Below are 25,897 nucleotides of genomic sequence, written 5' to 3'. Positions count from 1 at the left end.
TGTATACAACTTCATTCATTATAACACGGGAACGCTTACAATCACGTATAAATGTTCAAAAAATTCATGTAAATTAACCTGCTCAGCTTATAAATATCGCAAAACATTCTATTAAAATAAAACTTCTGATTAGGTGCTCCGATTCAACAAAAAAAGAGCTGAATTCTCAGCTCTTATTTCGCTCTAATTGTTTTTCGATGCCCAGCCTGTCAATCTGAATCCAATATTCTGCAATCCGCTCATTTTCGACGCGATATACAGCACTGGCAATTTCAATAACCGGCCGATGGGTTGGTGCATGCCCGTCCACTTCTCCTATATGTATACCCTCTTGTCTCCAGCGCACATACACTTTATCGCCCTGTACGATCAGTTCCTGAATCTCAAGTGAGAATTCACCGTAAGCCTGAATCATCTCTCTCACATGATCCGCATATTCGGAAGGTGTCCTGTTTACGGTCAATTCCTCTTCGGATACCACCTGATGGGCCAGTACCTGCTCCGCCATCAAAGTATCTGCATAATCAAGGTTACGACCTGATCGAACCTCCTCGAAAAAGGCTCTGACAATCTGTTCTGGGGTCATTGCACGCCACTCCATTTACTTTGGATTTGCTGTCACATCTGAAACGCAGCCTTCTATATCTTCCCTTATTCTAACATCCATTCTATAGTGGGAGATCAATCTGTTCTACTGTTCTACGGGACTATTATCCCTACTACCATAACGAACTCGAAGTTGCTTCGGTAAAATACATATACAACACAAAGAACTCCATTACCCTTATCGGGGATGGAGTTCTTTGCTTAACAAAAGCTAATCCTTGGGGGACCATTTAAGGTCTCCTATTACGGACTAACGGTACCACCATTGGCATTCAGAGTCTCGCCGCTCACGTAACTGGATTCCTGACTCGCCAGGAATACAAAGGCAGGTGCCATCTCGGCAGGTTGTCCCGCCCGGCCAAGTGGCGTATTGGAACCGAAACTAGCGAGCTTCTCGACGGGCTGTCCGCCAACCACCTGAAGCGGTGTCCATACCGGACCTGGCGCTACAACATTCACGCGAATACCTTTGCTGCCGACCTGCTGGGCCAGTGCTTTGCTGAAGGTGTTGATAGCCGCCTTCGTCGTTGCATAATCCAGCAGGATTGGCGAAGGGCTGTACGCCTGAATGGACGACGTATTGATGATCGAGCTGCCTGGTTTCATATGTTTTACAGCCGCTTTGCAGAGCCAGAACATGGAGTACACATTCGTTTTGAATGTCGCATCGAATTGCTCTGTAGTCAGATCCGCAATCTGTTCCACAAACTGCTGTTTACCTGCCACGTTGGCAAGAATATCGATCCCGCCAAGCTCCTTAACGGCAGACTCAATGAGCTGTTCACAATAGTTCTCATCCTTCAGGTCACCGGGAATCGCCACAGCCTTACGGCCTGCTTCTTCAATCAGCTGTACCACTTCCTTCGCATCCGCTTCTTCTTCAGGAAGATAAGACAGCACAACATCCGCTCCTTCACGGGCAAAGGCAATCGCCGCCGCGCGGCCAATCCCGCTGTCTGCACCAGTGACTACGGCTTTGCGTCCAGTCAGACGTCCGCTGCCTTTATAACTCTTTTCGCCTGCATCAGGCACGGGTGTCATCTCGCGTTGAAGTCCCGGCTCTTCCTGCTGCTGTTTCCATTCTGATGTTGCCTTCGGATATTGTGTCGTCGGATCTTGTACAGTATGCTGGTCTTGATTAGCCATGTTCAATTCCTCCTCGGTTAAATTTACAGGTGGTCACTACGATCACAGAACAACCTTACGATCGCTGTTATCCCCAGATTTCTTTATCTCCCTTTATTAAGGGGGAAATCCGGGGATAAAGGCGAACACTCCGTTTCTCCAGGTTATTTCTGCTCTCTTCGTGAACATGTAAATTTCAATTTATTTATAGTTGGGTTTCATAAAAGTTGCACTCTTTTCTTTGTAACCGAGATGGGTGGAATTTAAACTGGGCTTGATCATTTCCATCATGGTGTAGCATTTCGTTCTCGTAGGGTAATGGACATTAAAAATGCACTCCCTGAATGGCACTGGATCACCCGAAGGTTCTCCGATGTATTCAAGGAATGCATATACGATACGATGTTATTACAATGCTACCATATTCACTTTAACGATCTTCTCCGCCCTCAACACGCTGCTTTTTCCCAATACCGAATATGAAGTATCCGAGCACCACGATGGCCATAAAGGTCGCACCCACAATCAGGGGCAAGCGTGTATCCGGGTTAAACGCCATCCCGATGATAACCAGGATCAGATACACAATAATAATGTAGTTGCTGATAGGGAACCATTTGGACTTGAAATTGTGTTCCTTCATCTCATTACCCCAGCGCTTTCTGAACCGGAACTGGCTGAAGGCCAGTGCGAACCACGGCACCATCCCCGGAAGAACACTTGCACTGTAGATATACAGGAACAGTTTGGAATTCGGCATCAGGTAGTTCAAGATTACACCGATCAGCAGCAGGGAGATCGTAATAACGATGCTGTTGCGTGGAACCCCGCCTTTGGACAGCTTTTTGAAGAAGGCAGGTGCCTGTCCATTCTCAGCAAGCGTATATAACATACGTCCCGCACTGTAAATTCCGCTATTACACCCCGACATCGCAGCCGTGAGCACCACGAAGTTGATAATGCCCGCAGCAGCCACGATACCCACCTTGGCAAATGTGAGTACAAACGGGCTTCCCGTCTGCCCCACTTCATTCCACGGGTACAGTGTCACGATGACAAAAATAGCCCCTACATAAAAGATAAGGATACGCCACACGATATTTTTGATCGCTTTACGCAGCGTATGCTTCGGATTCTCCGCTTCTCCGGCCGTAATACCGACCATTTCCACGCCTTGATAGGCAGCCGTTACGATACATAAAGCAAACAGGAATCCTTTGATCCCTCCCGGGAAGAAGCCTCCATGACTCACCAAATTCGATAATCCGATTGGCTGTCCGCCGTTACCCAGACCGAAGAAGATTAAGCCGGTTCCGATCACGATCATGAACACAATCGCTGTTACCTTAATCATGGCGAACCAGAATTCAAACTCCCCGTAATATTTCACCGCAGCCAGATTCGCCGCCGCAATAATGAGCACACCAGCCAGTGCCGGCAGCCATTGAGGAATATCCGGAAACCAGTACCCGACATAGATACCGATCGCCGTAACTTCCGCCATCCCTACCGTTACCCAGAGGAACCAGTAACTCCAGGCAGTCAGGAACCCGGCAAGCGGACTGATATATTTATGAGCAAATGTGGCAAAGGATCCGGTGACAGGCTCCTGAATCAACATCTCACCCATAATACGCATGACAAAAAAGATAATGATCCCGGCCAGCAGGTAGGCCAGCAGCACCGAAGGACCTGCCCATTTGATCGTACTCGCCGATCCCATGAACAATCCAACACCGATTGTACCCCCGAGTGCAATCAGCTCAACGTGACGGGGCTTAAGCCCTCTAGATAGTTGCTTCGATTCCAAACGATTCTCCCCTTTTCTTGTGTGCAGCTTCGTGTTGTCAGAATTACATGTTTATGTTCACATTAACGCAATGCAGAATTGCTTCACCAAATTGTACGAGATGTGCCGCAGAAATACAACAAGGAATGTAAGGAAGCGTTTTTATTAAGAATGTTTATCATTTATAACGGTTTCTGGATCATTCTCCAAAAGCATCAGCATGATATGAGCACGACCAACAGCGAAGGTACACTAACCAAAATAGCTCAGCCAATTATCGGATCTTGGATACGCTGTATGCCCTGATTGTGAAACCACCCGCGACTACCGCTTATGGCGGCTCTACCCGCGATCTGGGAGGTTATTTTTGTATTTTTGGATACAGCCGCATCGAACATGGACCTAACAGACAGGATACTGGAACAATCTTGCTATCCATCCGTATCTTCTATAAATGCTCATAGGGGAGGCACCGTATGCCTGACTTGCTGCTGATCTTATTTTTGTTCAACCTGTCTCTATTTCTTCTGCACGAAATGGATGCGATTAGGCGATCCGAGTGGAGATTGTTTATCGTGTTGAAAGAGATGGAGGACGAGAAAGCTTATAGGTATTTTACATGGGTGCACCTGCCCTTATACACCGTCATCCTCTCCCTGCTCTTCAGTTCGTATCAGACGATTACGTTCTGGGTGCTGGACATCTTTTTCATCATACATACGATATTGCATTTCTTGTTTGAGATGCACCCACGCAACCAATTTAAAAATTCGTTCTCAAGGTCATTCATCTACCCCATGGGAATTTTTGCTTTAATCCATTTAATAATCCTAATAAACTAGGGGTAACAACTACTCATTTCGGGAGGTGTGCATATGGAGCAGCAGCACGCAGCACGAGTCGAATTATTCGTTTCCAACGCACAGATCATCAAGAAGTCGTTCAAATGGCAAAATCCGATGATGCATCGCCTGGCGGCACTTCTCTATGCAGGCGAAAATAAAACGGCGGATGGCGAGGCCATTCGCCAGAGTCATGATCTGATGAAGCAAAATACAAACCTCTTTTCCGTATTCAGGGGCAATTCGGCCATCAGTATTGCCGCCATGCTCTCCCTTACCACGGATCAGGAGTCGAAGCTGGCGGATACCCTACATGTCTACGATCTGATGAAACAGATCAAGTTTCGTACTTCCGATTTCCTGGCCGTGGCTGCCTATCAGATCGCTGCCCAGGCAGCGCCTGACCAGTTTCAGTACACGGTGGAGCGTGCCAAGGCTTTTTACGATCAAATGAAAGCAAAACATCGCTTCCTCACCGGACAGGATGACTATATTTTCGCAGCCATGCTGGCTCTCTCCGATCTGGATGTGGAATCCGGTGTGGACCGTATGGAACAGCTCTATCGTGAACTGAAGCCAGAATTCTCTCCTGGCAACAGCGTGCAGGCATTGACCCAGGTACTGGTCCTTGGAGATGACAACCCTGAATCAAGTGCACGTGTATTGGCATTACAGGAGGCGTTCCGTAAACGCAGCATCCGCTTGGATAAAACATATACCCTATCCTCCCTCGGAGTGCTCTCTCTGCTGCCTGTCCACCAAGACACACTGGTGGATCAGGTGCAAGAAACGTTCGACTGGCTGCGTGATCAAAAGGGCTTCGGGGCATGGTCGATCACCAAACAGGAGCTGCTTCTATTCTCATCTGCCCTGGTGGCTGTTCAGCATGTTGAGAATCTGCGAAGCGGTGTGCTGACCACGACACTCTCTACCAGCATCACCAACATTATCATCGCACAGCAGGCCGCCATGGCCTCCACTGCCGCGGCATCGGCTGCTGCTGCCGCTTCATCATCTTCAAGCTAACGTTCGTTCACCAAGGCAGCATATTAAAAAAGCCCCCTCTGATTGATTCAGAGGGGGCTTAATGCATAAGATGATTCAAAATAGGTATAGAACAATTCATCATCTTCCGAAACTATATGATTCCCGTTTCACGAAACTCCTCAATGAAACTGTTCAGCCAATCGTCACCATAATCGAGTGCTCCCATATCATTTTCGATAAAAGCAACATCCAGGCCCATGACCCAGAACCTGCGAGCGATAATGAACAGGTCTACGGCCTGCTCGTCCTCTGGAGAGAAGCTTCGTATCGAACGATAACCTGCCATGAGCGCATTCCATAATGCTGCTTTTTGCTCACCGGATTGCCTCTTTCTAGCCTTTACCTGAGCCAGATCATAGGCACGCCAGCCCTTGGCTGTCCACTCCAGGTCATAATGCGTAAACGAGCCTCCCTGCTGAAAGGCATTATTGTTACCATGCATATCGCCATGACACAGTCCCCATTCCAGACTACGGGCAGATGCTGTAATCCGCTTCTTCAGCTCCTCCGTAAACGCATACAAAAATGGCCCTGCTTCATGTGTCTCTCCAATGTATGCCATAATGCGCGCGAGCGGCTGATCAATCAGAAATTGCGTATCCAGCTCATATCTGGGCTGTTCCACTACCACCTGGTCCATGGCCTTGTGCAGCTCAGCCGCAGATTGACCAAAAGCATAACAGGACTTCTCATCCTCCAGGTTATTCTCGGTCCCCTCAATATAGCGGAACATCACAGCCACTCGTTTGCCTTCCGGCGCATCCAGAACGGTGTAACCACGATTATCCTTCCTCTTCATGTAATCACCAACATCTGCATGCACGGAAGAATTCAAAATCGCTTTCAATTGAGATAACACGGACAACTCCGTGATGACTTCTTCCTCCCTGATCTCGGCACGGTATACCCGAAGGATGTGCAAGCCAGTGGACGTTTTTACCCGGTATGTATCATTCAATCCTCGCAGCCAAAACAAACATTCTTCCCATTGACCCATATCATATTGATCTCTTAGAACAAACTCCAAATATTTCGGGCTTAAAATAGAGCGTAATGCCATGGGTTGATTAAAATTAAGCATAATGATGCTCCTTTAATTTTAATAATTTCTGTTACTCCTATCACTTAATATATAGGTTACAGGTACATTTTGGAAGACGAGTTAAAAGAAGTGTGCATTCTGGAAAGTTCATTTACAACCTTTGTTGTTCTCGCTTTGAATCTCACCCTTGACCTTGAAGTACACTTCAACCTTTATACTGTAGATATCGTAATCAAGACGAGAGGCGGCATACAGATGAGTATGAAAGTATATAACAAAAGACGCTCTCTAATGAGCTATCTATTTGAAAAATTTATTCTTTTATCAGGAACCAAGAAGAATTTCTCCACGCGGGACAACACCCGGAAGCACATCGACCAAGTGGGACTTGAGAACATTAAGCCTTATCAGTTAGGTAAGGTGAAACTCACATCTTCCCGATCAGAGCGTTCCTTTGAGGACATCCAGGTATTTACATTGAATGACCAGCATTCAGACGCACAAAAAGTCATCTTATATATTCATGGCGGCGCTCATACGCACCAGCCCTTAAGTTTGCATTGGAAATTCATGGACACCCTGGCCCAGACAATAAATGCCAAAGTGATCGCTCCCATTTATCCCAAAGTGCCTCACTTCAACTATCAGCATACGTATCCAAGACTGCTAAACTTATATCGTGAAATCCTTGAATCGGCACAAGCTCCCTCACAAATTACGATTATGGGAGATTCAGCGGGTGGGAATATTTCGCTAAGTCTGGCACATTACATTCAGATGAATCATCTTCCGCAGCCCAAAGATATTATTTTACTGTCTCCATGCGTGGATATGGTTCTGGACAACCCGGTCATATTTGATTATGAGTCGAGAGACCCCATGCTCGCTGTAGAAGGATATGATGTAATCCGGCGGATATGGGCAGCTGACAAATCGCTGGATGATCCACTAATAAGTCCGCTTTACGGAGATTTCGAAGGGCTCGGGCAAATTACCATGTTTGTCGGAACACATGAAGGGCTGTTCCCCGACATCATGAAGCTCGACAAGATGCTTACTGACCAAGCCATTGACCATCATACCTTTGTTTATCCCAAAATGAATCATGTTTTTGTCCTGTATCCCATCCCGGAAGCCAAGGATGCTCAGCGCAAAATCATCGACATCATTAAGCACTAAACAGTCGCTTAGTCATACGCTGAATCCAATTAATGCGGCTTTTTATAACATAGATAATGTTGTCCACTTATGAGTCGTATATTGGAATGGTGTCGTCAGTACAATCCATGGCATGACCCTCCGTACTCGAGAGCTATATCACAAGCTAGAAAAAATTCATCATGAAACGGTATGAAGCTCTCGACAAATTCTTATCCAGCACGGAAAAGCGATTGGGAAGTTAGGTCAATCCATCTGATTCTGAAGCTATGAACCAAGATTGGTTCTATAGTCGGGCAGCTGCCTGTCCTGCGTTGTACGATTCAGCAGGCTCGCTATACGCTCCCGGTCAAAAGAAGCCAGATATACAGCTAATATATCATCCTCGCTTTCACCAACAGCCATTTCGAACAGGCAAATGACATCCTCCCTACAAAATATCCGCCAAGCCTGAAGAGAGGACGTCTCTGGAATTTCATATGCCCCGTCGCTTAATCCCCAATAGGATCGGTAATCCGATAACCCCCACATGTTCTCATCAAAAATAACCCAATAAGGCAGCCTGTCCTCCACCCCCATCTGAATGAATGCTTTGCTTACAAGAAAATTGGTGAGTGATTCATTCTCGAGCGACCAATCCGGATGGTTCCACGCACATAGATACACCGGCGGGTCTTCCTTCGTCAGATCACTGAAACGTATGCCGCAATAAATCACCGATTCTTCGCATTGATAAAAGACCAAAAACGCCTTGTCCGTTGTAAAGAAATCCGAATCCGGTACAAAGATATCCTCCAGAAGCATCGGCTCATACTGATTATTGCAGTGCTGCGTAATATATTGGCACCGTCCAAACCTCTTATAGTATTCACGCAGAGCGGCTGGTAACGGCTTGCCGAGGCGCCGCTCCTGTTCCCGAATGTCTTCTTCTGTCTTGGAACTTGCCTCTTCATGATGACCTTGGAGAAACTCGGCCAACACTTTGAAATCTGCAATCAAGTCAATCTTCTCCTCTCACCAAAACGTAGCTTTTAAAGAACATACGGGCCTCCGGAAATAACAGTGGAGCGACATGGTCTATAGGGAACCATCGAATATCATCGATCTCATCATCCTGAGGTTTCAGGTCCGTCCCGTCTCCAGCATATTCGACCAGATACATCGTCGTCTCCTGGCCTTGAAATCCCAATTTCTCCTGCGTTATGGGGTCGAATCTAAAGGCAATTTTGTCCTTGAACGGTTTGGTAATTGTATATTTTGTTGATCCGGTTTCCTCTTCTAATTCCCTGAGCAGTGCCGCCTCTATGCTCTCGTCCTGCGGCTCTACCCCGCCTTTTGGGAAATCCCACGTTCCTTTGATTTTCCCCTGTGCTCCCTTTACCTTATGAACTAACAGGAATTCATCATCCTTTTGAATGACCGCACCGACAGCCATACGAATCATTGATTACACCCCCATGATCCTAAGTCTTGAGCAAGATATCCGGTTTACTTGCTTGTATAATTTACATTATAAAATATTCATCCGCAGAATTCCTTTTTTGCCCAAATAGACCGCTCCCTGATCGAGGGAACGGTCTATGAAGGCTACCTTTTATGAAGAAGATATCCTATGAGGATACGGAGTTAGTTGCACCAATCTGGGTAATAACCGTATCATACGGAGCCAGTTGAAGCGTTTGTTTTCCAAACTCTGTATCAATCGTTGTTGTCTGAACCTGGTCACTATTGTTGATCACAACCAATATGTTACTTTCCGGATAATACGCACACTCGGTGTACAGGTTATCCGGGATATACTTCGTTTCCTCGTATTCCTCGCCTGCATAACGAATCAGATTCAACAGCAATCTGGTATTCTCCCAGTTGAATGCGAATGCGGAGAGATAGATCCCTTTTCCTTTGCCGAATGCATGGGTAGACAAGGTAATATGACCATCCGTTTCATGCAGCACCTCAGCTGTGCCATCCGTAAGATAAATGCCTTTCTTCGGCGTTATTATGCTGGCTTCATCTGGTACCAAACCATGTTCATCTCGTACCTCATATGACCATTTTCCATGAACGACTCTTGCCCCTGTATCTTCATCCACGCCAAGAATATGTGCCATTCGGAAAAAGCTGTCGTATCCCTCGATCGCCGAGGGCTGATTGATGCCGATAAACGTACCACCTTCGTACACCCACTTCGTCAGTAGGTCCACACATGTATGGTCATTCCAGTGCTCCCCACCGCTCCATGCGGAACCCGCAGAGCCAGCATTGATCACGACATCGCATTCTTGCAGTACGCCCTGACGGATGTCTTCAAAATCGATGAACCGCACCTCAACCGGTAATCCCGACAATGCTTCATTGACATGGATGAGATCATGCATGTACGTTTCATGGAAATGCCCGGACAAGGTCCATGATCTCAGTTTGCCCCAGCTATGCAGCACGGCTACCTTGGTCTGGATCTGATAAGGCTTGCCAGCCTGATGCAGCTCCTTCATTTCCCTGAACTCATTGGCAATCTTCTCGATGTATTCCACAAAATCCGGATAAGGCTCCACCAGATGCAGATACCCGCCCAGTCCGATTCGATCGATCGGTTCTCTGAGCAGAGCACGACGAATATTTATCCAATACTTCTTGGCATCCAGTGTTGGGTCGCCGCCCTTCTTGAAGGTAGGAAGTCCGCCTAAACCAACCGGAAACAGGTAGGGATGCAGCCGGATTTCATGCGTATCCACGTTGATACCCGAACACATTCTTGCCTCATACCCGGAGAAAACACATTTGATCATGCCGTCGAATCCAAATTCTTCGAAGCGGTCATGGTAAGGCTCCATGCCGACCCAGCTATCATCGTAGAAAACGTAGGCCAGCTTGTCATGCTTGTGTACAATATCAATCAGCTTTTTACCGAATTCAATCACAAAATCATTGATGAACGCCATCCAATCCAGTTTGCGCTGATTCGCAGGCATATGACTGACCCGGTATTTACCGCCATTTACGAAATCCTCAGCCGTGAGGGAATAGCCAGCCTTTTTGGCAAACAGATCAAGCGCTCTTGAACTTACCGTAAAATCATATGAACCCCAGTCCGAGAACAGATGGCGGTTTCGCTCACTGCTGCCCCAGATCCAGGCGAAATTATAGAACAGGGACGTAAACCGAACAACGGTTGTTTCCTTGTGCTCCTGACACCAGTTTTCCATCCAATTCAGCAGGTATGCTTGGGTCTCCGGATAGATGGGATCGATCTGCATTAGATGCTCTTTGTCCCAGTCATTCGTCGTGTGATTGTACATCGAAATCTCTTCCCATATCCGGTAAACCATGAAGCTGACGGTGTATTTATGCCACGGAATGATGCCGGTAATGACTACATTCCCTGACTCCCGCTCATAATTCCACTGTTCTCTCGGCACCTCTTCCCCCGTGGTCCGGTCATAGACCTGCCAATACTTGAACGCTTCCCGGGAATCGTTCACCTTGAACTGTTCAGCGAAGAAATCCTCCATCAAATAGATGGACAGGTAATCCTGCACGGCCACCTTGGGGTTCGTTATGAGAAAACATTGCTGCAGCTTATCCGTATTGCGGGATGCCCACTCATTATGATCCCGGATGATACAGATCGTCGAATAAATGCCGTATCCGGCGTTAATAATCTCATCCGACAATTTCGTCCCGTCACTGTCACGAATGACATCCGCACCCCACCGTTCAGCGAGCTCCAGTGTCAGCGCCTCATAACCCGATTCTCCAGGCAGGGTGAAGGCTCCCGTTGTTTTTTTGGACAATTGGATCTCCTCCTATCTCAACATGTCGGACAGAAAAGCGAGTGCCAGGCCCTGACCCCAGCCTTGAATCCAGTCTTTGGGGATCTTGCGGTACCCTTCCCGATCCTTCATGACAGCTGTGCCGCCAGATACGCCCAGTACACGTCCATCTTCAGTGATATTTTTCAGTACACCGTCCAATGCCTTCTGCACATACTTGGTATGCAGCGGATTGCCGTTATTGATCATGGCTGCCGCAATACCGCAAGACGCTGATACTTCTTCATAAGACTCTTCATCATCCAGCACCGTTCTCCACAAGCCGTTGTCCGTCTGAACCAGCTTCAATGCTGCCAGTTGGTCCCGGAGCGAGCACTCGACGTCCATACACTGCGGATACAAATACCAGTCCTTCAATTGAGGTTTCACCTGTGACATTGTGTAGGCACCCCAGGCATTCGCTCTTCCCCAGTAAAATCCGGACATATGGTCTTTATTGACATTGTTATACCCGTGATACCAGAAGCCCGTGCTTGGATCTTGAAGGTATTTGATATGCCAGTAGTACTGATTCAGGGCATCCTGAATCATGGCTTCATCCTTCAACTTGCTGCCTACACGCAGCAGGAAAAATGCAGCCATAAACAAGGTATCCGCCCATGCCTGTTCCGGAAAGTCATTGGCAACGGATACGGTATGCTGCAGCACGTTGTCTCCGAAGCGGAGTGCATGATTCTGGAGATAATCCACTTTGCTCAGTGCAATATCCCAATATTTCTGGTCCCCTGTCTCTTCATACAACGTAATCAGCATATGGCCCATGGCACAGGTGTTTACCGTCCAGCTCGGCAGGCCCAGCTCAATATATTCATCCGCCCACTGGACCAGCCTGTCCAGAATCTCCTTGTTGCCTGTCGTCTGGTAGGCTCTGGTTACACCGTAATAGGCTACACCGCAAGGCCAGTCCCATGTCAAATCCATGGATAGTGTTTTTTGGGTGACGTTATCGATGACCTTTAAAATCTCTTCCCTGTCATATTTCACTTGAAGCATCGGTATTCCCCTCTCCTGGACACATGCCCCCAAGTGTGCCCTGAGAGGTGTCCGTTCGTATTGTAAACGCTTTACTTATTCCATTCTACGCAGTAAAATGGTGTCAATCTAAGCATATTCGTAACAAAACTGCGCAATTTCAACCATTTATGAATGGGGGTATCGCATGTGGCCAAAACCAGGAAGCCTGTTATTGAATACCGTCATTACAGCCTGCCCATCCATTTTCCCGTCCTGCTATTAAGCGGTGAGCGCTGGAAAATATCCGATATCAAGAGCGAGCATCTTCATTTTCATAACCATCTGGAGATTGGCATCTGCTACTCCGATAGCGGCATTATGGAGATCAAGGGAGAATCCGTCCCCTTTCAGGCCGGCGATGTGACCTTCATTCCCCGATATCTTCCTCATACAACGTACAGTACACCTGGCACAGCCAGTTTGTGGGCTTATATTTTCTTTTCGCCGGACGACCTGTTTCAGCATTCATTAAAAGGTACATACCGTGATTTTGAGCCAAATCTGTGGGCAGTACAGGGAATGAACTGTGTGCTCAGCAAGGAGCAGCATCCCAAGGTGTACACACTTGCCACATCGATTGTAGAGGAGTTAAGACAGCAGAATCCCTACTATCAGGAAAGTGCCTACGGCATGATGCTGTCCCTGTATATCGAGCTCCTTCGAATTCATTCCCGTAATCGCCCCCTGTCAGAACAGGGAACAGATCATGGTTTGAAAGGGGACCTTGTCATCTCCCCTGTACTCGAGTACATCACCAAGAACTACATGACCCCCATGACCATCGACTTTTTGGCCGATCTGTGCCACTTGAGTACAACGCATTTCCGCAGAAAATTTTATGAGATTATGAGAACGACGCCTCTCGAATTCATCAACAGCACACGCATCGAAGAGGCCTGCAAGCAGCTGAAGAGCACCGACCATTCCATTCTGTCGATCTCAGAGCAGGTCGGTTTTCATTCCATTTCCAGCTTCAATCGCTGCTTCTCCAAACTGATGGGGCAGTCCCCCAAAGCGTGGCGCAAAGGTGCACAAACCGAAGTACAGTCCGCCAAAGCATCCATACTGGAGTTTACCGGCTGGGTCTAGGTCCAGGCTTGAAAGGCGAGAAAACAAGCTCCCTCCTCCCTATGGAGGTCACTCCGTTAGCGCAACAAATAACGCAACCATGAATGGTTGCGTTATGTTAATGCCTATACCTCACACAATTTCACCTGTGCTTGCGCCGGTTAATGCCTTTTCAGGTGTTTGTACGGAAGGTACAGACAGCCCCAGATTCCCTCGAAGGGTACTGCTCTCATATTCGGTACGGAATAATCCCCTCCGCTGCAATTCGGGAACCACCAGTTCGATAATATCGTTGAAGCCCTCCGGGAAATGAGGCGGCATAATATTAAAGCCATCTGCACCATCATTCAGGAACCATTCTTCCAATTGATCCGCAATTTGTTCCGGAGTCCCGACAATCTCCCGATGACCGCGTGCTCCTGCGATTCGTTCATAGATTGCACGGATCGATTGCAGGTTCTCCCGTTTCGCAATTTCACGAATGATGTTATAGCGGATTCGCGGATTGGTTTCATCTTCAATAGAGCTTGCTTCCGGCAGCGGTTCATCGACATCATACCCGGACAGATCAATATTCGTAAAAGCAGACAGATATGCCAATCCCACTTCAGGCAGAATATAGCTGTTTAACTGCTGCTGCTTCAGCAGGGCTTCTGCCTCTGTTTTGGCCACCGTAATGAACACGCCAGGCATAATCTTCAGATCATCCGGCTTGCGTCCGTATTTAGCCAGTCGACCTTTGACATCCCGATAAAAGACCTGTGCCTCTTCAAGCGTTTGCCAAGCTGTAAAAATGACTTCAGCCGTCTTGGCTGCCAGCTCTTTGCCAGATTCCGAAGACCCGGCCTGAACAATTACAGGATGTCCTTGCGGTGTTGTTGGGGAATCAAGAGCACCCTGCACCTTAAACCATGCCCCTTCATGGTTAACCGGATGTACCTTCTCTACATCCAGATATCGGCCATTATCCTTGTCGATGACAAGCGCCTCATCCTCGATGGACAACCATAGCTGCTTGACAACGTCCACGAATTCCTCAGCACGTTCATAACGGAGCGCATGCTGCAGATGCTTTTCTTTACCAAACAGAAGGGCTTCTCCCTCGTTGGCGGATGTGACGACATTCCAGGCAGCTCGTCCCTTGGACAGATGATCAATCGCTGCGAATTTACGCGCAACATGGTATGGATCGTTATAGGTCGTGGTCAGCGTGGCCGTTAACCCTATATTTCTCGTCACAGCCGCGAGGGCCGAAATGATGATAATCGGGTCCAGCTTCAATGAGGAGTGTGCATTACCGGAAAGCCGCTGGCCCAGGACATCGGCAAAAAAGATCATATCGAACTTACCGCGCTCAGCGGTCTGTGCAATCTCCGTTAAATAACCCAGATCGAATGCATGGTCTGCACCTGAAGAAGGATGACGCCAGCTTGCTACATGATGTCCCGGCAGATTAATGAAAGCTCCCAGTTTCATTTGTTTTCCAGTCATACGAACCACTCCCTTATCTGATTTTGGTTAAAAACTTATTCATACAAACCACATTTATCTATCACACAAGGCCACTGCGAGTGCAGTACCATCTTCCGTTAACGTGTGTTTGAATTTAGGGGTATATATGAAAAGGTTATTGAGCAAATGGATTATATTCGTTGGTATATAAATCTTCCGGTTTCACCTGACCTTCTTTTAGCTCACCATTTGCCACAAGCCAGTCGATCCATGTTCCGTATTCCGATGGAGTAATGACACCTCCCTTTTCCGATATGCCTGTACTCTTCCAATATTTAAGGTTATCCGTCGTTTCCTTGCGTTCCCGCTGATTCACAATATCCTCGAACCGTGAGATGACTTCCTCCCTAGGTGTGGTCTGAGCCCAGTCAATGGCTTTGGCAACCCCGTCTACAAATTGCTTCACCGTATTCGGATTCTCCCGGATGTAATCCTCGCTGAAGAAATAGTCGCCTGCGGTAAACTCCTTGCCAAACACATCGATATCTCTGAAAATTTCAGTGATTCCTCCTGTTGCCAGAGCCCTGTCCCGGCCGATTCCGCTTAACATCACGACGTCGATCTGTTGATTCCGCAGAACCTGTTCCGCACTTGAACTTGGGACAGTCACCAACGTGACCTGTTCGATTTCTTTTTCCGTCAGGTTGCCTTGTCGTAAATAGTCTTTGAGGACAAATTCCAAATGGGCCCCGAGAATATTCACGCCTACCTTTTTCCCAATAAAATCTTTGGCCGTTTGGATTGGCGTCCCCTCAAGGGTATAAGCCCCGATGTACGTATGCTCATCACTGCCGTATGAACCGACGACCGATTTTATTTTTACGTTTTGGGAGTAGGATTTGATAATGGCTCCATTAAAAGCTGATCCGAAGTCGATCTGTTTCGTCGCCGTTAATTGAATGCTCTCCGGTCCCCCAACGCTGTCGCCTATGGATTCCAGTTTCAAGTCCCCCAAGTAGCCCAAATCTGCAGCCAGCTCCGGAAAAGAAACACTTCCAGGTGAAGACTGATATTGTAGAACTTGATCTTCTTCTCCGCTCTTCGCGGAGGTCTTGGGATCTGAGCAGCCTGATAGGACACCACTGACCAAGCCTGCAATCACAAGAATGCCTAATGTTCGTTTCATCTCGCTTCTCCTCCTCCAAATAATGCTTATTCATAACTCATTAATTCAATTGAATTAGTAAGGATTAATGATAAAAAAATAATGAGGGAATATTCGAACAGAACTACTCATTCACTTGCTGTTTCCATTTGGAAAATTTACGTTCCAGCATGCTGAGCCCTTGGTTGATTAACAACCCCAGCAGAGCAATGGTTAATATCCCGGCATACATCTGAGGAATCTGGAAGTTATACTGGGAATACGTGATGAGATAACCCAAGCCTTCTTTGGCCCCTACCATTTCAGCAGCTATAAGTACCAGGATTGCCCCTGTCCCTGCCATGCGAATACCGGTAAATATCGTGGGAACCGATGCCGGCAGTATAACCTTGAGGAACAATCTGAAGGACTTAATATTCATCGATCTTGCTGCCTTGATCAGCAAGGGATCAACGCTGCCGACAGCAGCAATCGTATTGAGAAGAATGGGCCAGGTGCAGGCGAAGAGGACGATCGCAATCTTGGAGGTTTCACCGATCCCCAGCAGCAGCATGAATACCGGGAGCAGCGCTAATGCAGCCGTATTTCGAAACAATTCCAGCACCGGATTCAACAGCTGTCTGGCTAATGGATACCAGCCAATCAGTAATCCTAACGGGATTGCAATAAGTAAGGCTAAGGCGAAACCACTGAATGAACGAATGATGCTCGCCAGAAAGTGAGTGAAAAGCTCACCTGAGATGATCAAATTCCATAATGCCCGGATGACCTCGGAAAAGGCAGGGAAAAATGCTGCATCTACCAAGCCTGTCCTTGGCGCGATCTCCCACAGTAGGACCAAGGCAATTAACACGATCGACTGTTTAAACAACTTCAGCACACCTGAAAAGGCAGCAGGACTTCGTTTACCAAGCCGTAGGGCTGAATGGGCAGTCTTTACGGATTCGATAGGAATACACTCCTTTAATCAATTAGATATACGCACCGCGGTATTCAGGTTCATGCAGTAGACTCCACACTTCATGGCGAGCTTTCACAAAGTCGGGATGGGAGCGAATATCCGCATCCTCCAGCCGCGATTGAAGCGGAATGTCCACAATTTGTCTCACCATTCCAGGTCCTGGCGTCAATACCACTACTCGTTCTCCAAGATAAACCGCCTCATCAATACCATGCGTAATAAAAATGATGGTCTTCTGGGTCTTCTGCCAAATACGCAAAAGTTCACTTTGCAGGGATTCACGCGTCTGGGCGTCCAATGCAGCAAAGGGCTCATCCATCAATAAGACATCCGGATTAAAGGCAAGGCTTCTGGCAATCGCTATACGCTGCTTCATCCCCCCGGATAGCTCATGCGGATAACGGTCTCCGAAGTGAGTAAGTCCCACCAGCGACAGAAAGTGCTCCACTTGCTCCTTACGCTCCTGCTTCGGAATACCCTTGGCTTCCAGACCAAATTCAATATTGCCGCGCGCCGTCTTCCACGGGAATAAAGCGTACTGCTGAAAGACAATGCCCCGGTCAAGCCCTGGGCCCGTAATCGTTTGGCCATCAATCAAAATGCGCCCCTGTGTCGGTGACGATAGTCCACTGATCATATCAAGCAAGGTTGATTTTCCGCAGCCACTCGGACCCACGATGGTGATAAACTCGCCCTTTCTTACCGAAAAGTCCAGGTCTTTTACAGCTGTAAATGCCTGAGTTGCTTCCTTTTGCTTGGGATCGCGGACCGTGAACGTCCTGGTGACACTCTCAAATCTGATTTTTTCAGCAGCAGCCATTGACTTCACCTCTCTAATGTATATTGGGATACCTAAGCAAAAAAGGCTCAGCTGACAACGACTAGCGCTGTCCTCTGAGCCTCTGGATAAACCAGTCAGCTTCCATTCAATGGTTAAAATTTGAACATTCACAATTTACATTAATCTGATGTGTTTACTATATTTTAGACCTGTTGGATTGTCAACAACTACTTGAAAATAATGTATATTCATCATGTGAAATCCAGATAAAAACACGTGCATTGTCTTCCTTTAACACCTTACATATTTGCGTTTGAAACCAATCCGATTTTTATCTACAGCATTTTGAATATTATCGGAAGCATTCAGGAATTTGCTCTTGGGCTTGTCCTTCTGAACCTCGACGGGACCGATCGCCTTCGCCGTTTCGACAGCCTTATCATGCAGCGGAACGTAGGATACGGCAACGGTGTATACAAAGTTGCTCATCGAATACTGGGTGCGCTCAGGAGATTGATGGATCATGGCCTGCACGTTCTCCAGCATCCCGCTCAGCTTATCCTCAGAGAATTCAGCGTCCGGGCGATTGCCCAGCAGCCAGCAATAACAGCTCCAGCCAGCCGACATCTTCAACTCCTCGCCGCTGGCAATCCACCGATCTGCAACTTGCTGTGCAATATCTGTCTCCGATAGTGTAACGGCAACGATGAAGTCGGAGATCATGTAAAAATATGCGTCCTCGATCCAACGGTCGAAATCCGCTTCCGTCATCACTTTCGGATCAGCAATAACACCTGCAAAATACATCGCATCATAATTCCCGGTTGCGTACAGCTGCTCGGCCAACGCCTGGTCCTTTTTGATTTTGCGAGCGATCGGCTTCATCGCTCCTGTAGCCACGCCGAAGAGTGGTTCATGTGCACCATTCGACATATATATCTTTTTCGTGCGCTCCTTGCCAAGTGCCTCAAGCTCCTGCATCACTTCTTCCAAATTCATTACGCAGCGCTCCCTCATATTGGATTGCGGATATTTTGTCTACCCCAGATCTCAGCTATTTTCCTAAAACATCGTTGAAAAGCTGTCCGCCTCCATCCATGTCAATGATTTTAAGACGACTTGTGTTTTTGATAAAAATAGTCTTGTATTTCTCCTCACCATCTTGGTTCGTGAGTAAGAGAATCCGTTCATTTTCATTATCGGTTACCGTTCGAAAGGTATAATCATCGGAATCAACTTCTCGAACAATCGTGTCATATTCGGGAAACGAAGACCACTCGCTCTGGCTTGTACTTTCTTCGGTTGGTTCGTTATTTGGCTGCGCCGTTTCGGTCTGTGCGGATGGTTCGTTGCTGCCCGTGGGGTTCCCGGTATCCGTCTGGTTCGATTGGCAAGCCGTCAACATCGTTGCGGCCGCAATCAGGATCATAAGCAGTCTGTTCATCGTTAGTCATCTCCTGCCTGCGTTAGTGCTTTTTTTATTGGATAAGGGTCTCTGACGCCAGCGTAAAGCCTTCAATCGCGACATCTTCGTCCACTTCAATCATAATGCAGCGTTTCCCTTGGAAATTCACCTGCTTGACGTATCTCAAATCCTGCGGGCTAACCGAAATTGTAGCGACCTTGGTTTCGATCTTGATGGACTTGGAAGTGAACTTCGGCATAACGCTAGTTGCTTTCATCTCATAGTTTTTATTATCCACGATCGTTTCGAATGCCCGTTCCACCTTCTCGGTGGTCACATCCTCCACGCCGCTCGCGTTCAGTACACGCTCCAGATCTTTGTAATCCAGCTTCGGAGGCTCTTCCTCCTTCGTCTCTTCGTTGATTTCAATCACCCGGTTAATCTCTTCGTACACCTGAGCAATGGTAGCTGAATCAAGCTCTTCCCCAGCCACTTCCTTGACGATATCTTCGAAGATCGCTCGCTCTTCCAGTGCCGTCACAGATCGTTCTCCGTTCAATACCTGTTCGACAAAGTGCGGATCCGGGAAATTCGATTTTCCCGTACAGTATAGAATCCGATTCACATCGGAATAGTTGTCCGTCACGCTAGGGTACAGGAATCCTTGCTCCGGCGTGCTTAACTTGATAATCGGATCGACAATGATATTGTACTTGAACTCCCGCTCCACATAATCGAACAAGAGAGTCTTCCGCTGTTTCTCCGTCGAGTTCACGCTGCATAAGATGAACGGATGGGCAAACACCTCGTTCTTCTCACTCTCTTCCGCTTCATCGTTTCTCGCCTTGGTCGGCAAATAATACTGTCCCCGAACAAACGTGACCACTATGTCCCGCTCATACTTGGCATCCGCCAGCATTCGGTCCACGAGCAGCAGCATCATGTCCTGCCATTCTTCCGGGTCACCCGTTACGAGTGCCTGATGAAGCAGTACCTGCGCAGGCTCTTCGGCTTCTTCCTGAAACTTCAGTTCGAACAATTTTTGATCCAGTTCGCCGGTCAGCAGTTTTTTGAAATTTCCCATGTATAACTCCTGCTTCTCCCGGTCCACCAGTTCAAACGGATGGCGCTCCCAGTGGTAGACTTCATTCGTTTCCTTCGTAATATAGACATTGAGGATATCGTAAATATTCAGTAGATCATGATCCATCTTAAATTGCTTGCGGATGTTGGCAACTTCTTTTTTGTTCATAGCGGACTCGGCAGCTCCTTCGATATATTCTGGCTTATTTAGTATAAATTATTGAGCGTTATTTTGTTAGCGATTTGCGGCTTGCATTGCTGTTCCTGCGGGTCCATTCTCCCGTGCACCTGATCCTCTATTGTGGCATATTTGGATACTCCAGTCGAGGGCATTTCCTTGAAATAAACATCTTACTTCACCTGTGCTTATTTTCCTTTTCCCGAACCTGCAGCATTAGGGGAATATCAAAAAAGGACGCTATCCACAAGAGTATGGATCTACCGTTTCCCAGCATTTCTTAATCCTATCTCATTAGTAAAACTATCTTCTCAAATAAAAAGGTGATACGGAATTTGATCCGTACCACCAGTTCATTTACATATTATGTTTATGCATCATTCCGCGCCAGGAAGCGTTAGATGAATGCCTGACTAGTTATGGCACGCTTCTCGTGCAGCAGATATTGCTACCGAGTATAGAGGGCATATCGTTTATGATATTACAGCTTACCCGCAGCCTTCACTTTCACGAGCAGTGCGTTGCCTGGCAAATAGGCAATCGGAATGTCCTCGACGGACACAATCTGTACCGTCTCCGGGTTCGCGCCAGCTGCCGTCGCCTCGTTCACGGCGCTTTCCTTGGCATCCTGCATGACGTCGTCATATCTCCAGTCGTCCAGTGAATAGATACGCTCCGACTCGCCGCTAACCTCTCCCAGTGCTGCACCGATCGCGTTCGCCGCATCATAGTTGTCTGGCCGGATGATTCGGCTCGCCCCGGCGAGTGTCTCCGGCACCAGCAGGCTGCCGCCGCCAACCAGAATGACATCGACCGGATCGGCACTCGTTTTCATCCGGTCAATGGCGTCCTCCAGGCTCTGCTGCATGACGGCATCCACCTTGCGGCACACGGCTTCGTCCACCGCATCCGCGTTGGTGCCCGGCCATACGGCCCGGCCCAGCTTCACCGCCACGTCCGTCGTTGTCAGCGTATCACCGCCGAAGATGCGGGCCCGTTTCGTCAGCTCATAGCCAACGCTGTCGGGGCCAACCGTTACACCACCAGCGTCATCCAACCGGACAATGGTACCGCCACCGAGACCAATGGACAAAATGTCAGGCATCCGGAAATTCGTACGAATGCCGCCGATATCCACTGCTGCCGAGGACTGGCGCGGGAAGCCTTGCACTAGCACGCCAATATCCGTTGTTGTACCGCCAATGTCGACGACCAGCGCATCCGTCAGCCCGGACAGGTGTGCAGCGCCGCGAATGGAATTCGTCGGTCCGCAGGCAATCGTCAGAATCGGATAACGGAGCGCATATTCGCTCTTCATTAACGTGCCGTCATTCTGGCAAATGTATAGCTGCGCATGGATGCCAAAGCCGTTCAGCGCTTCTTCAAAGCCGCGCACGACACCCGCAATGACCTGCAGCAGCGCTGCGTTCAGCACAGATGCATTCTCCCGCTCAAGCAGTCCGATGCTGCCAATCTCACTGGAATAGGTAACTGGCATGTCAGCACCCAGCACTTGGCGGATGATCTTGCCAACCCGCTTCTCTTGGTCACGGTTCACTGGGGCAAAGACCCCACACACCGCTACAGCGTCAACCTCGCCCTTCATCCGGTTGGCCAGTTCAGCAATCTCAGCTTCATCCAGACTTGCAATCTTGCGGCCATCATACTCATAACCGCCAGAGGCGATATAGCTATGCGGTCCAACCGCGGCACGCAGCGATTCGTCCCAGCCAGCAAGCGGCGGAACGGCTGTCGTTGCCGGAGCGCCAATACGGATCAGGCCAACACGGCCGAGATGCTTGCGTTCCACGATCGCATTCGTGCAGTGCGTGGTGCCAAGCATCGCGTAGCGAATGTCTGCGCCGTTCACGCCGCTCTCCTGCAGCAGGCGGCGAACAGCCTCTACAATGCCTTCGTTCACGTCAGCAGTCGTATGGACCTTGACCTTGTGCACGCAGTGCAAGTTGGAATCGAGCAGGGCGGCGTCCGTATTCGTTCCACCCACATCAATGCCGATCCGGTACACCTGATTTGTGTTTGGTTCAGTCATAGTTCCCTTGGTCATTGCGCCGCACCTCCTTTCAAAACCAACGTCTCAATCGGCACATAGTCGAAATCATATCCGAAGTATCGCGGCCCCGCCGTCTCAATGCCTTTTGGTGTACGCCATTTGTCATCGCATGGCAAGCCTGCTACCGTCACCCGGGCACCATACTTCAGATTTTCCGTCGTTACCGGCATACCCGTATCTTGATCCAACAGCGTGATCAGGTCTGGGGTAATGGCGAGCGGTTGGTCATCAACGGTGGCGAGCAGGAACTCATTTTGGAAAAACAACCGCATCGTCTTTCCCTTGTTCTCTCCGGTGCCTTCAAATACCGCTTCACCGCGTGTAAAACCGCCATCCATACGGCGGCGGATATCCACAGCCTTGCCATGAAACAGGGCATGTCCATGCAGCTTCGTGAGCAGTTCATGCACAGGATTCAGCTTCTCCTGCTTCGCTTCGAACAGTGTCCGCCCGATCTCATAAGCGAGCGTCAGTGTACCCCCGATCGCGCTCTGCTTCGCCTGCGCTCCGGATACCGGATAATCGCAGATGGAAGCAGAACCCCCCATCTCTACTGTCAGCGCACGCGCCATGCGCTCTTCCCATACACCATCGATCGTATGCATCAACGCGCTATTGCCGCGCTCATCCGCCATCGCCACTGGACTGCACGGGATGCCTTCCAGATGGAAAGTGACCATCTGCGATTCGGGAAAAGCACGCCCCATCGCATCGGCGTCCACAAGCGGAATTCCGCGCTGCGCCGCCGCAATGACAGGAACGAGTGAGTTGCCGCCACCGACCTCGATCGGCATGACGGCATCCACTTTGCGGCCAAGTTCTCTTTCCATCAGATCCAGCGGCTTGGTCAGCTGTTCTGCCGAAGGGATTTTCTCCAGCATCACCGTAGGTGCACCAATCATCGATACCGGTACGACAAGTCCTTCATCATCCAGTTCTTCAAGCTGCACAATTCGGACCGGGCCATGCTTGCGGATGGCCTCCATGGCAATCAGTTTACCGACATGTGGGTCGCCCCCACCGCCTGTGCCCAGCACCGCTGCGCCAATTGCAATATATTCAATAGCCTGTTCATCCAGTGTAGTTAATCTTGCTGCCTTGTTCATGCTTTCATCCCTTCTTTACTACCCATTTGCCTATGATGGCTTGTACGATAAATGCCATCAAGAAGCTGTCCAGCGCCGGAACCTGCGTCACCTGGAACCAACCCAGCCCATCCGGAGCCATCGTTGTCATGAATCCGAAGAATGTGGCAAGGACCCATACCACGATGGAGCGAGGAATCCAGCTCCGGTTGCTGTCCAGCCCTTCAAACGAGAATCTTTTTTTGTTCACCAGCAAATACTCTGCCGTGTATATACCGCCCAGCGGGGCAACAAGCATCGTAATATATGTCAGGAACGTTGTGAAACGGTCATAAATGCCGAAGCAAGCGAGTGCTGTTGCAATCAAGCCTGCAATGATGGTAATGACGGATTTCGGCACCCGTCTGAATACAACGGAGAAACCCAGTCCTGCGGAATACAAATTGTTCGTATTGGTCGTCCATTGTGCCAGTGTCAGCACGATAATGGCGGGAATGCCGAGTCCGAGCGTCAGGAAGATGCCCGTCAGATCGTCGGAATCCATCGCCCGTGACAAGAAAATGGCAATGATCGTCATGAAGCTGTTGCCGACAAAGAAACCGACAAATGCAGCCGTAATTGCATGTTTGGGTGTCTTGGCCCAGCGTGCAATGTCAGGAGACAGTGCTGTCCCCAGGATAAAGATTCCGATGACCAGTGATATTGCCGTTCCCATCGGCAGGGCTTCACCTTCAAAAGGTGCCCAGACCGTGCTGCCACCTTCGCCGTTCAGCGCCATGACCAGCGCGACAATAATAAACACAACCAGTAGGGGTACCGACCAGACGCTAAGTTTTTCAATCGCCCGGTAGCCCCAGATTGCCGTGGACATCATGAGCAGTCCGCCAATGATCGACAGTACCCATAGTGACCAGTGCCAACCCCACAGCTCGCTAAGCGCCGTTTGGAAGTTGGTAGCGAAGAAGCCAACCTGTACACCGAACCAGCCCAGCGATGAAATACCGAGAATGACGGAGACGATGAGAGCCCCTTTGTTTCCGAACAGAAACCGGCTGATCATGGCTGTCGACAGTCCTGTTTTTGCCCCAACATAGGCGCACACCGCCCCGATAATACCCAAAATGATTGAACCAACGATGACCGCTGTAAGCGAGTCACCAATGCTCATGCCTGCGCCGAGCTGCGCCCCCAGAAACATGGCGGACAGGTCGATCCCGATCGCAATCCAGACAAGCGCCATCGACAGCCATGATTTTCGTAAATGCTGAGGTACGGGTTCCCGTTCGTAATCTTCAATTTTCGTATCGTTGCTCATGTTCCACCCTCTGCTTTCTGTACAATCTAGTTGATTGCCTAAGCTGCGACGGATCTCCAGAACATCTCAAAGGCATGTTTCAGTTTCCGTTCGAACAGCTCCGGCGATTTATAGTAGTAATATTGCATGCCCAGCCCGTCCATCAAGGTGAGGAACGAATCCACCAGCGTCTCTATCGGAACGGCAGCCAAATCGCCACGATCCAGACCTTCCTGCATGATCTCGCCGATAATGCTGCTCAGCAATGTATCGAAACGCCCGAATGCCTCCTGCATTCTTTCCAATAGGAAATCCGGCGGGAAAATCAAATACCGGAAGGCAAACACGGCAAGCTCTGTTTTGTTTCGGTGATAATCGTATTGGCGAAGCAGCAGCGCATGCAGTTTTTTCTCCGTATTCATTCCTTTGCTGGTTTCCGCCATCGCTTGAATATATTCGTTGTAGGCGCTCATCGATTCTTCGAAGACCGTCATGAACAGATCTTCCTTGCTCTCAAAAAAGGCGTAGATTGCCGGAGTTTTGACGCCGACCTCCTTCGCGATTTCCGATAATGCCGTCCCATCGTAGCCCTTCTGCCCAAATAATCTCAGCGCGGCTTCCTTCAGCTTCGTTCTGGTGGTCATGGTCATCCCCTTTTCTCCATTCTAATTAACGTTAATTAAGTAGATTATACAATTATCTGCATAAAAATCAATGCAATTAATTGCTATTTCAGCTTTTTATTTCAATGTTATACGGCCGAGATTCAAGCAGGACAATATATTCGCAGATTCGGGCTGGAATGAATTAGTAGATTGCAAAAGAGTGCATAAGAGTTCCATTTGCCCTTAACCTGATAAAATGTATAACAAAAAGAGGTACCCTGACATCAGGATAC

The 25,897-nt window shown here is 48.6% G+C and carries 23 protein-coding genes; 4 read left to right on the top strand and 19 right to left on the bottom strand.

Translation table 11 applies throughout. The features are described from left to right. Nucleotides 1-166 precede the first annotated feature (166 nt). The 3 genes from F4V51_RS04145 to F4V51_RS04135 form a co-directional block, all read right to left on the bottom strand. On the bottom strand, nt 167-586 hold the full coding sequence (locus F4V51_RS04145; protein WP_153976970.1) for an ester cyclase: 420 nt from the start codon (nt 584-586) through the stop codon (nt 167-169). A 263-nt stretch (nt 587-849) separates the two neighbouring features. Next, entirely contained in the window at nt 850-1,752 is a 903-nt protein-coding gene (locus tag F4V51_RS04140) for an SDR family oxidoreductase (protein WP_095360984.1), read from the bottom strand. 409 nt (nt 1,753-2,161) lie between these two features. Next, on the bottom strand, nt 2,162-3,541 hold the full coding sequence (locus tag F4V51_RS04135) for an amino acid permease (RefSeq protein WP_153976969.1): 1,380 nt from the start codon (nt 3,539-3,541) through the stop codon (nt 2,162-2,164). 455 nt (nt 3,542-3,996) lie between these two features. Between F4V51_RS04135 and F4V51_RS29345 the strand changes: the two genes are divergently transcribed. Continuing rightward, nucleotides 3,997-4,362, top strand: coding sequence for a DUF6713 family protein (locus F4V51_RS29345; RefSeq protein WP_323131801.1), 366 nt, complete (start codon nt 3,997-3,999; stop codon nt 4,360-4,362). A 33-nt stretch (nt 4,363-4,395) separates the two neighbouring features. Further along, entirely contained in the window at nt 4,396-5,388 is a 993-nt protein-coding gene (locus F4V51_RS04130; RefSeq protein ID WP_153976968.1) for a DUF4003 family protein, read from the top strand. Between the two features lie 112 nt (nt 5,389-5,500). Here the strand turns inward: F4V51_RS04130 and F4V51_RS04125 are convergent, their stop codons facing one another. Further along, on the bottom strand, nt 5,501-6,490 hold the full coding sequence (locus F4V51_RS04125) for a phosphotransferase (protein WP_153976967.1): 990 nt from the start codon (nt 6,488-6,490) through the stop codon (nt 5,501-5,503). 186 nt (nt 6,491-6,676) lie between these two features. Between F4V51_RS04125 and F4V51_RS04120 the strand changes: the two genes are divergently transcribed. Next, on the top strand, nt 6,677-7,630 hold the full coding sequence (locus F4V51_RS04120) for an alpha/beta hydrolase (RefSeq protein ID WP_323131814.1): 954 nt from the start codon (nt 6,677-6,679) through the stop codon (nt 7,628-7,630). Nucleotides 7,631-7,876: 246 nt separating this feature from the next. Here F4V51_RS04120 and F4V51_RS04115 read toward each other — a convergent pair whose 3' ends face one another. The 4 genes from F4V51_RS04115 to F4V51_RS04100 form a co-directional block, all read right to left on the bottom strand. Continuing rightward, nucleotides 7,877-8,608, bottom strand: coding sequence for an SMI1/KNR4 family protein (locus F4V51_RS04115; RefSeq protein ID WP_153976965.1), 732 nt, complete (start codon nt 8,606-8,608; stop codon nt 7,877-7,879). A 1-nt stretch (nt 8,609) separates the two neighbouring features. Next, complete coding sequence (locus tag F4V51_RS04110; protein ID WP_153976964.1) at nt 8,610-9,053, bottom strand: NUDIX hydrolase; 444 nt, start codon at nt 9,051-9,053, stop codon at nt 8,610-8,612. A 166-nt stretch (nt 9,054-9,219) separates the two neighbouring features. Further along, nucleotides 9,220-11,403 carry a 1,3-beta-galactosyl-N-acetylhexosamine phosphorylase gene (gene gnpA, locus F4V51_RS04105; protein ID WP_153976963.1) on the bottom strand — a complete coding sequence of 728 codons (2,184 nt, stop codon included), beginning with the start codon at nt 11,401-11,403 and terminating at the stop codon, nt 9,220-9,222. Nucleotides 11,404-11,415: 12 nt separating this feature from the next. Continuing rightward, nucleotides 11,416-12,435: a glycoside hydrolase family 88/105 protein gene (locus tag F4V51_RS04100; protein WP_095288562.1), complete on the bottom strand. Its 1,020-nt coding sequence runs from the start codon at nt 12,433-12,435 to the stop codon at nt 11,416-11,418. Between the two features lie 168 nt (nt 12,436-12,603). Between F4V51_RS04100 and F4V51_RS04095 the strand changes: the two genes are divergently transcribed. Continuing rightward, nucleotides 12,604-13,545: an AraC family transcriptional regulator gene (locus tag F4V51_RS04095; RefSeq protein ID WP_153976962.1), complete on the top strand. Its 942-nt coding sequence runs from the start codon at nt 12,604-12,606 to the stop codon at nt 13,543-13,545. 111 nt (nt 13,546-13,656) lie between these two features. Here the strand turns inward: F4V51_RS04095 and F4V51_RS04090 are convergent, their stop codons facing one another. The 11 genes from F4V51_RS04090 to F4V51_RS04040 form a co-directional block, all read right to left on the bottom strand. Next, complete coding sequence (locus F4V51_RS04090) at nt 13,657-15,015, bottom strand: LLM class flavin-dependent oxidoreductase (protein ID WP_153976961.1); 1,359 nt, start codon at nt 15,013-15,015, stop codon at nt 13,657-13,659. Between the two features lie 136 nt (nt 15,016-15,151). Further along, complete coding sequence (locus F4V51_RS04085; protein WP_153976960.1) at nt 15,152-16,162, bottom strand: ABC transporter substrate-binding protein; 1,011 nt, start codon at nt 16,160-16,162, stop codon at nt 15,152-15,154. Nucleotides 16,163-16,265: 103 nt separating this feature from the next. After that, nucleotides 16,266-17,021, bottom strand: a complete 756-nt coding sequence (locus F4V51_RS04080) for an ABC transporter permease (protein ID WP_236146689.1) — start codon at nt 17,019-17,021, stop codon at nt 16,266-16,268. Nucleotides 17,022-17,112: 91 nt separating this feature from the next. Continuing rightward, entirely contained in the window at nt 17,113-17,922 is an 810-nt protein-coding gene (locus F4V51_RS04075; RefSeq protein WP_153976958.1) for an ABC transporter ATP-binding protein, read from the bottom strand. Nucleotides 17,923-18,174: 252 nt separating this feature from the next. After that, nucleotides 18,175-18,882: a DNA alkylation repair protein gene (locus tag F4V51_RS04070; protein WP_153976957.1), complete on the bottom strand. Its 708-nt coding sequence runs from the start codon at nt 18,880-18,882 to the stop codon at nt 18,175-18,177. 55 nt (nt 18,883-18,937) lie between these two features. Next, on the bottom strand, nt 18,938-19,327 hold the full coding sequence (locus F4V51_RS04065; protein ID WP_153976956.1) for a hypothetical protein: 390 nt from the start codon (nt 19,325-19,327) through the stop codon (nt 18,938-18,940). A 34-nt stretch (nt 19,328-19,361) separates the two neighbouring features. Next, nucleotides 19,362-20,540, bottom strand: coding sequence for a DUF4317 domain-containing protein (locus F4V51_RS04060; RefSeq protein ID WP_153976955.1), 1,179 nt, complete (start codon nt 20,538-20,540; stop codon nt 19,362-19,364). A gap of 490 nt (nt 20,541-21,030) precedes the next feature. Further along, nucleotides 21,031-22,614, bottom strand: coding sequence for an ROK family protein (locus F4V51_RS04055; RefSeq protein WP_153976954.1), 1,584 nt, complete (start codon nt 22,612-22,614; stop codon nt 21,031-21,033). Next, nucleotides 22,611-23,726, bottom strand: a complete 1,116-nt coding sequence (locus tag F4V51_RS04050) for an S-methyl thiohydantoin desulfurase family protein (protein ID WP_153976953.1) — start codon at nt 23,724-23,726, stop codon at nt 22,611-22,613. Before F4V51_RS04050 ends, F4V51_RS04055 begins: the two co-directional genes overlap by 4 nt. A gap of 4 nt (nt 23,727-23,730) precedes the next feature. Next, complete coding sequence (locus tag F4V51_RS04045) at nt 23,731-25,020, bottom strand: cytosine permease (RefSeq protein ID WP_153976952.1); 1,290 nt, start codon at nt 25,018-25,020, stop codon at nt 23,731-23,733. A gap of 38 nt (nt 25,021-25,058) precedes the next feature. Continuing rightward, nucleotides 25,059-25,649, bottom strand: coding sequence for a TetR/AcrR family transcriptional regulator (locus F4V51_RS04040; RefSeq protein WP_153976951.1), 591 nt, complete (start codon nt 25,647-25,649; stop codon nt 25,059-25,061). Nucleotides 25,650-25,897 lie beyond the last annotated feature (248 nt).

It is taken from the genome of Paenibacillus xylanilyticus (assembly GCF_009664365.1).
In the GTDB taxonomy this organism is placed as follows: Bacteria; Bacillota; Bacilli; order Paenibacillales; family Paenibacillaceae; genus Paenibacillus; species Paenibacillus xylanilyticus_A.
This window is presented reverse-complemented; position numbering and strand designations above follow the sequence as displayed.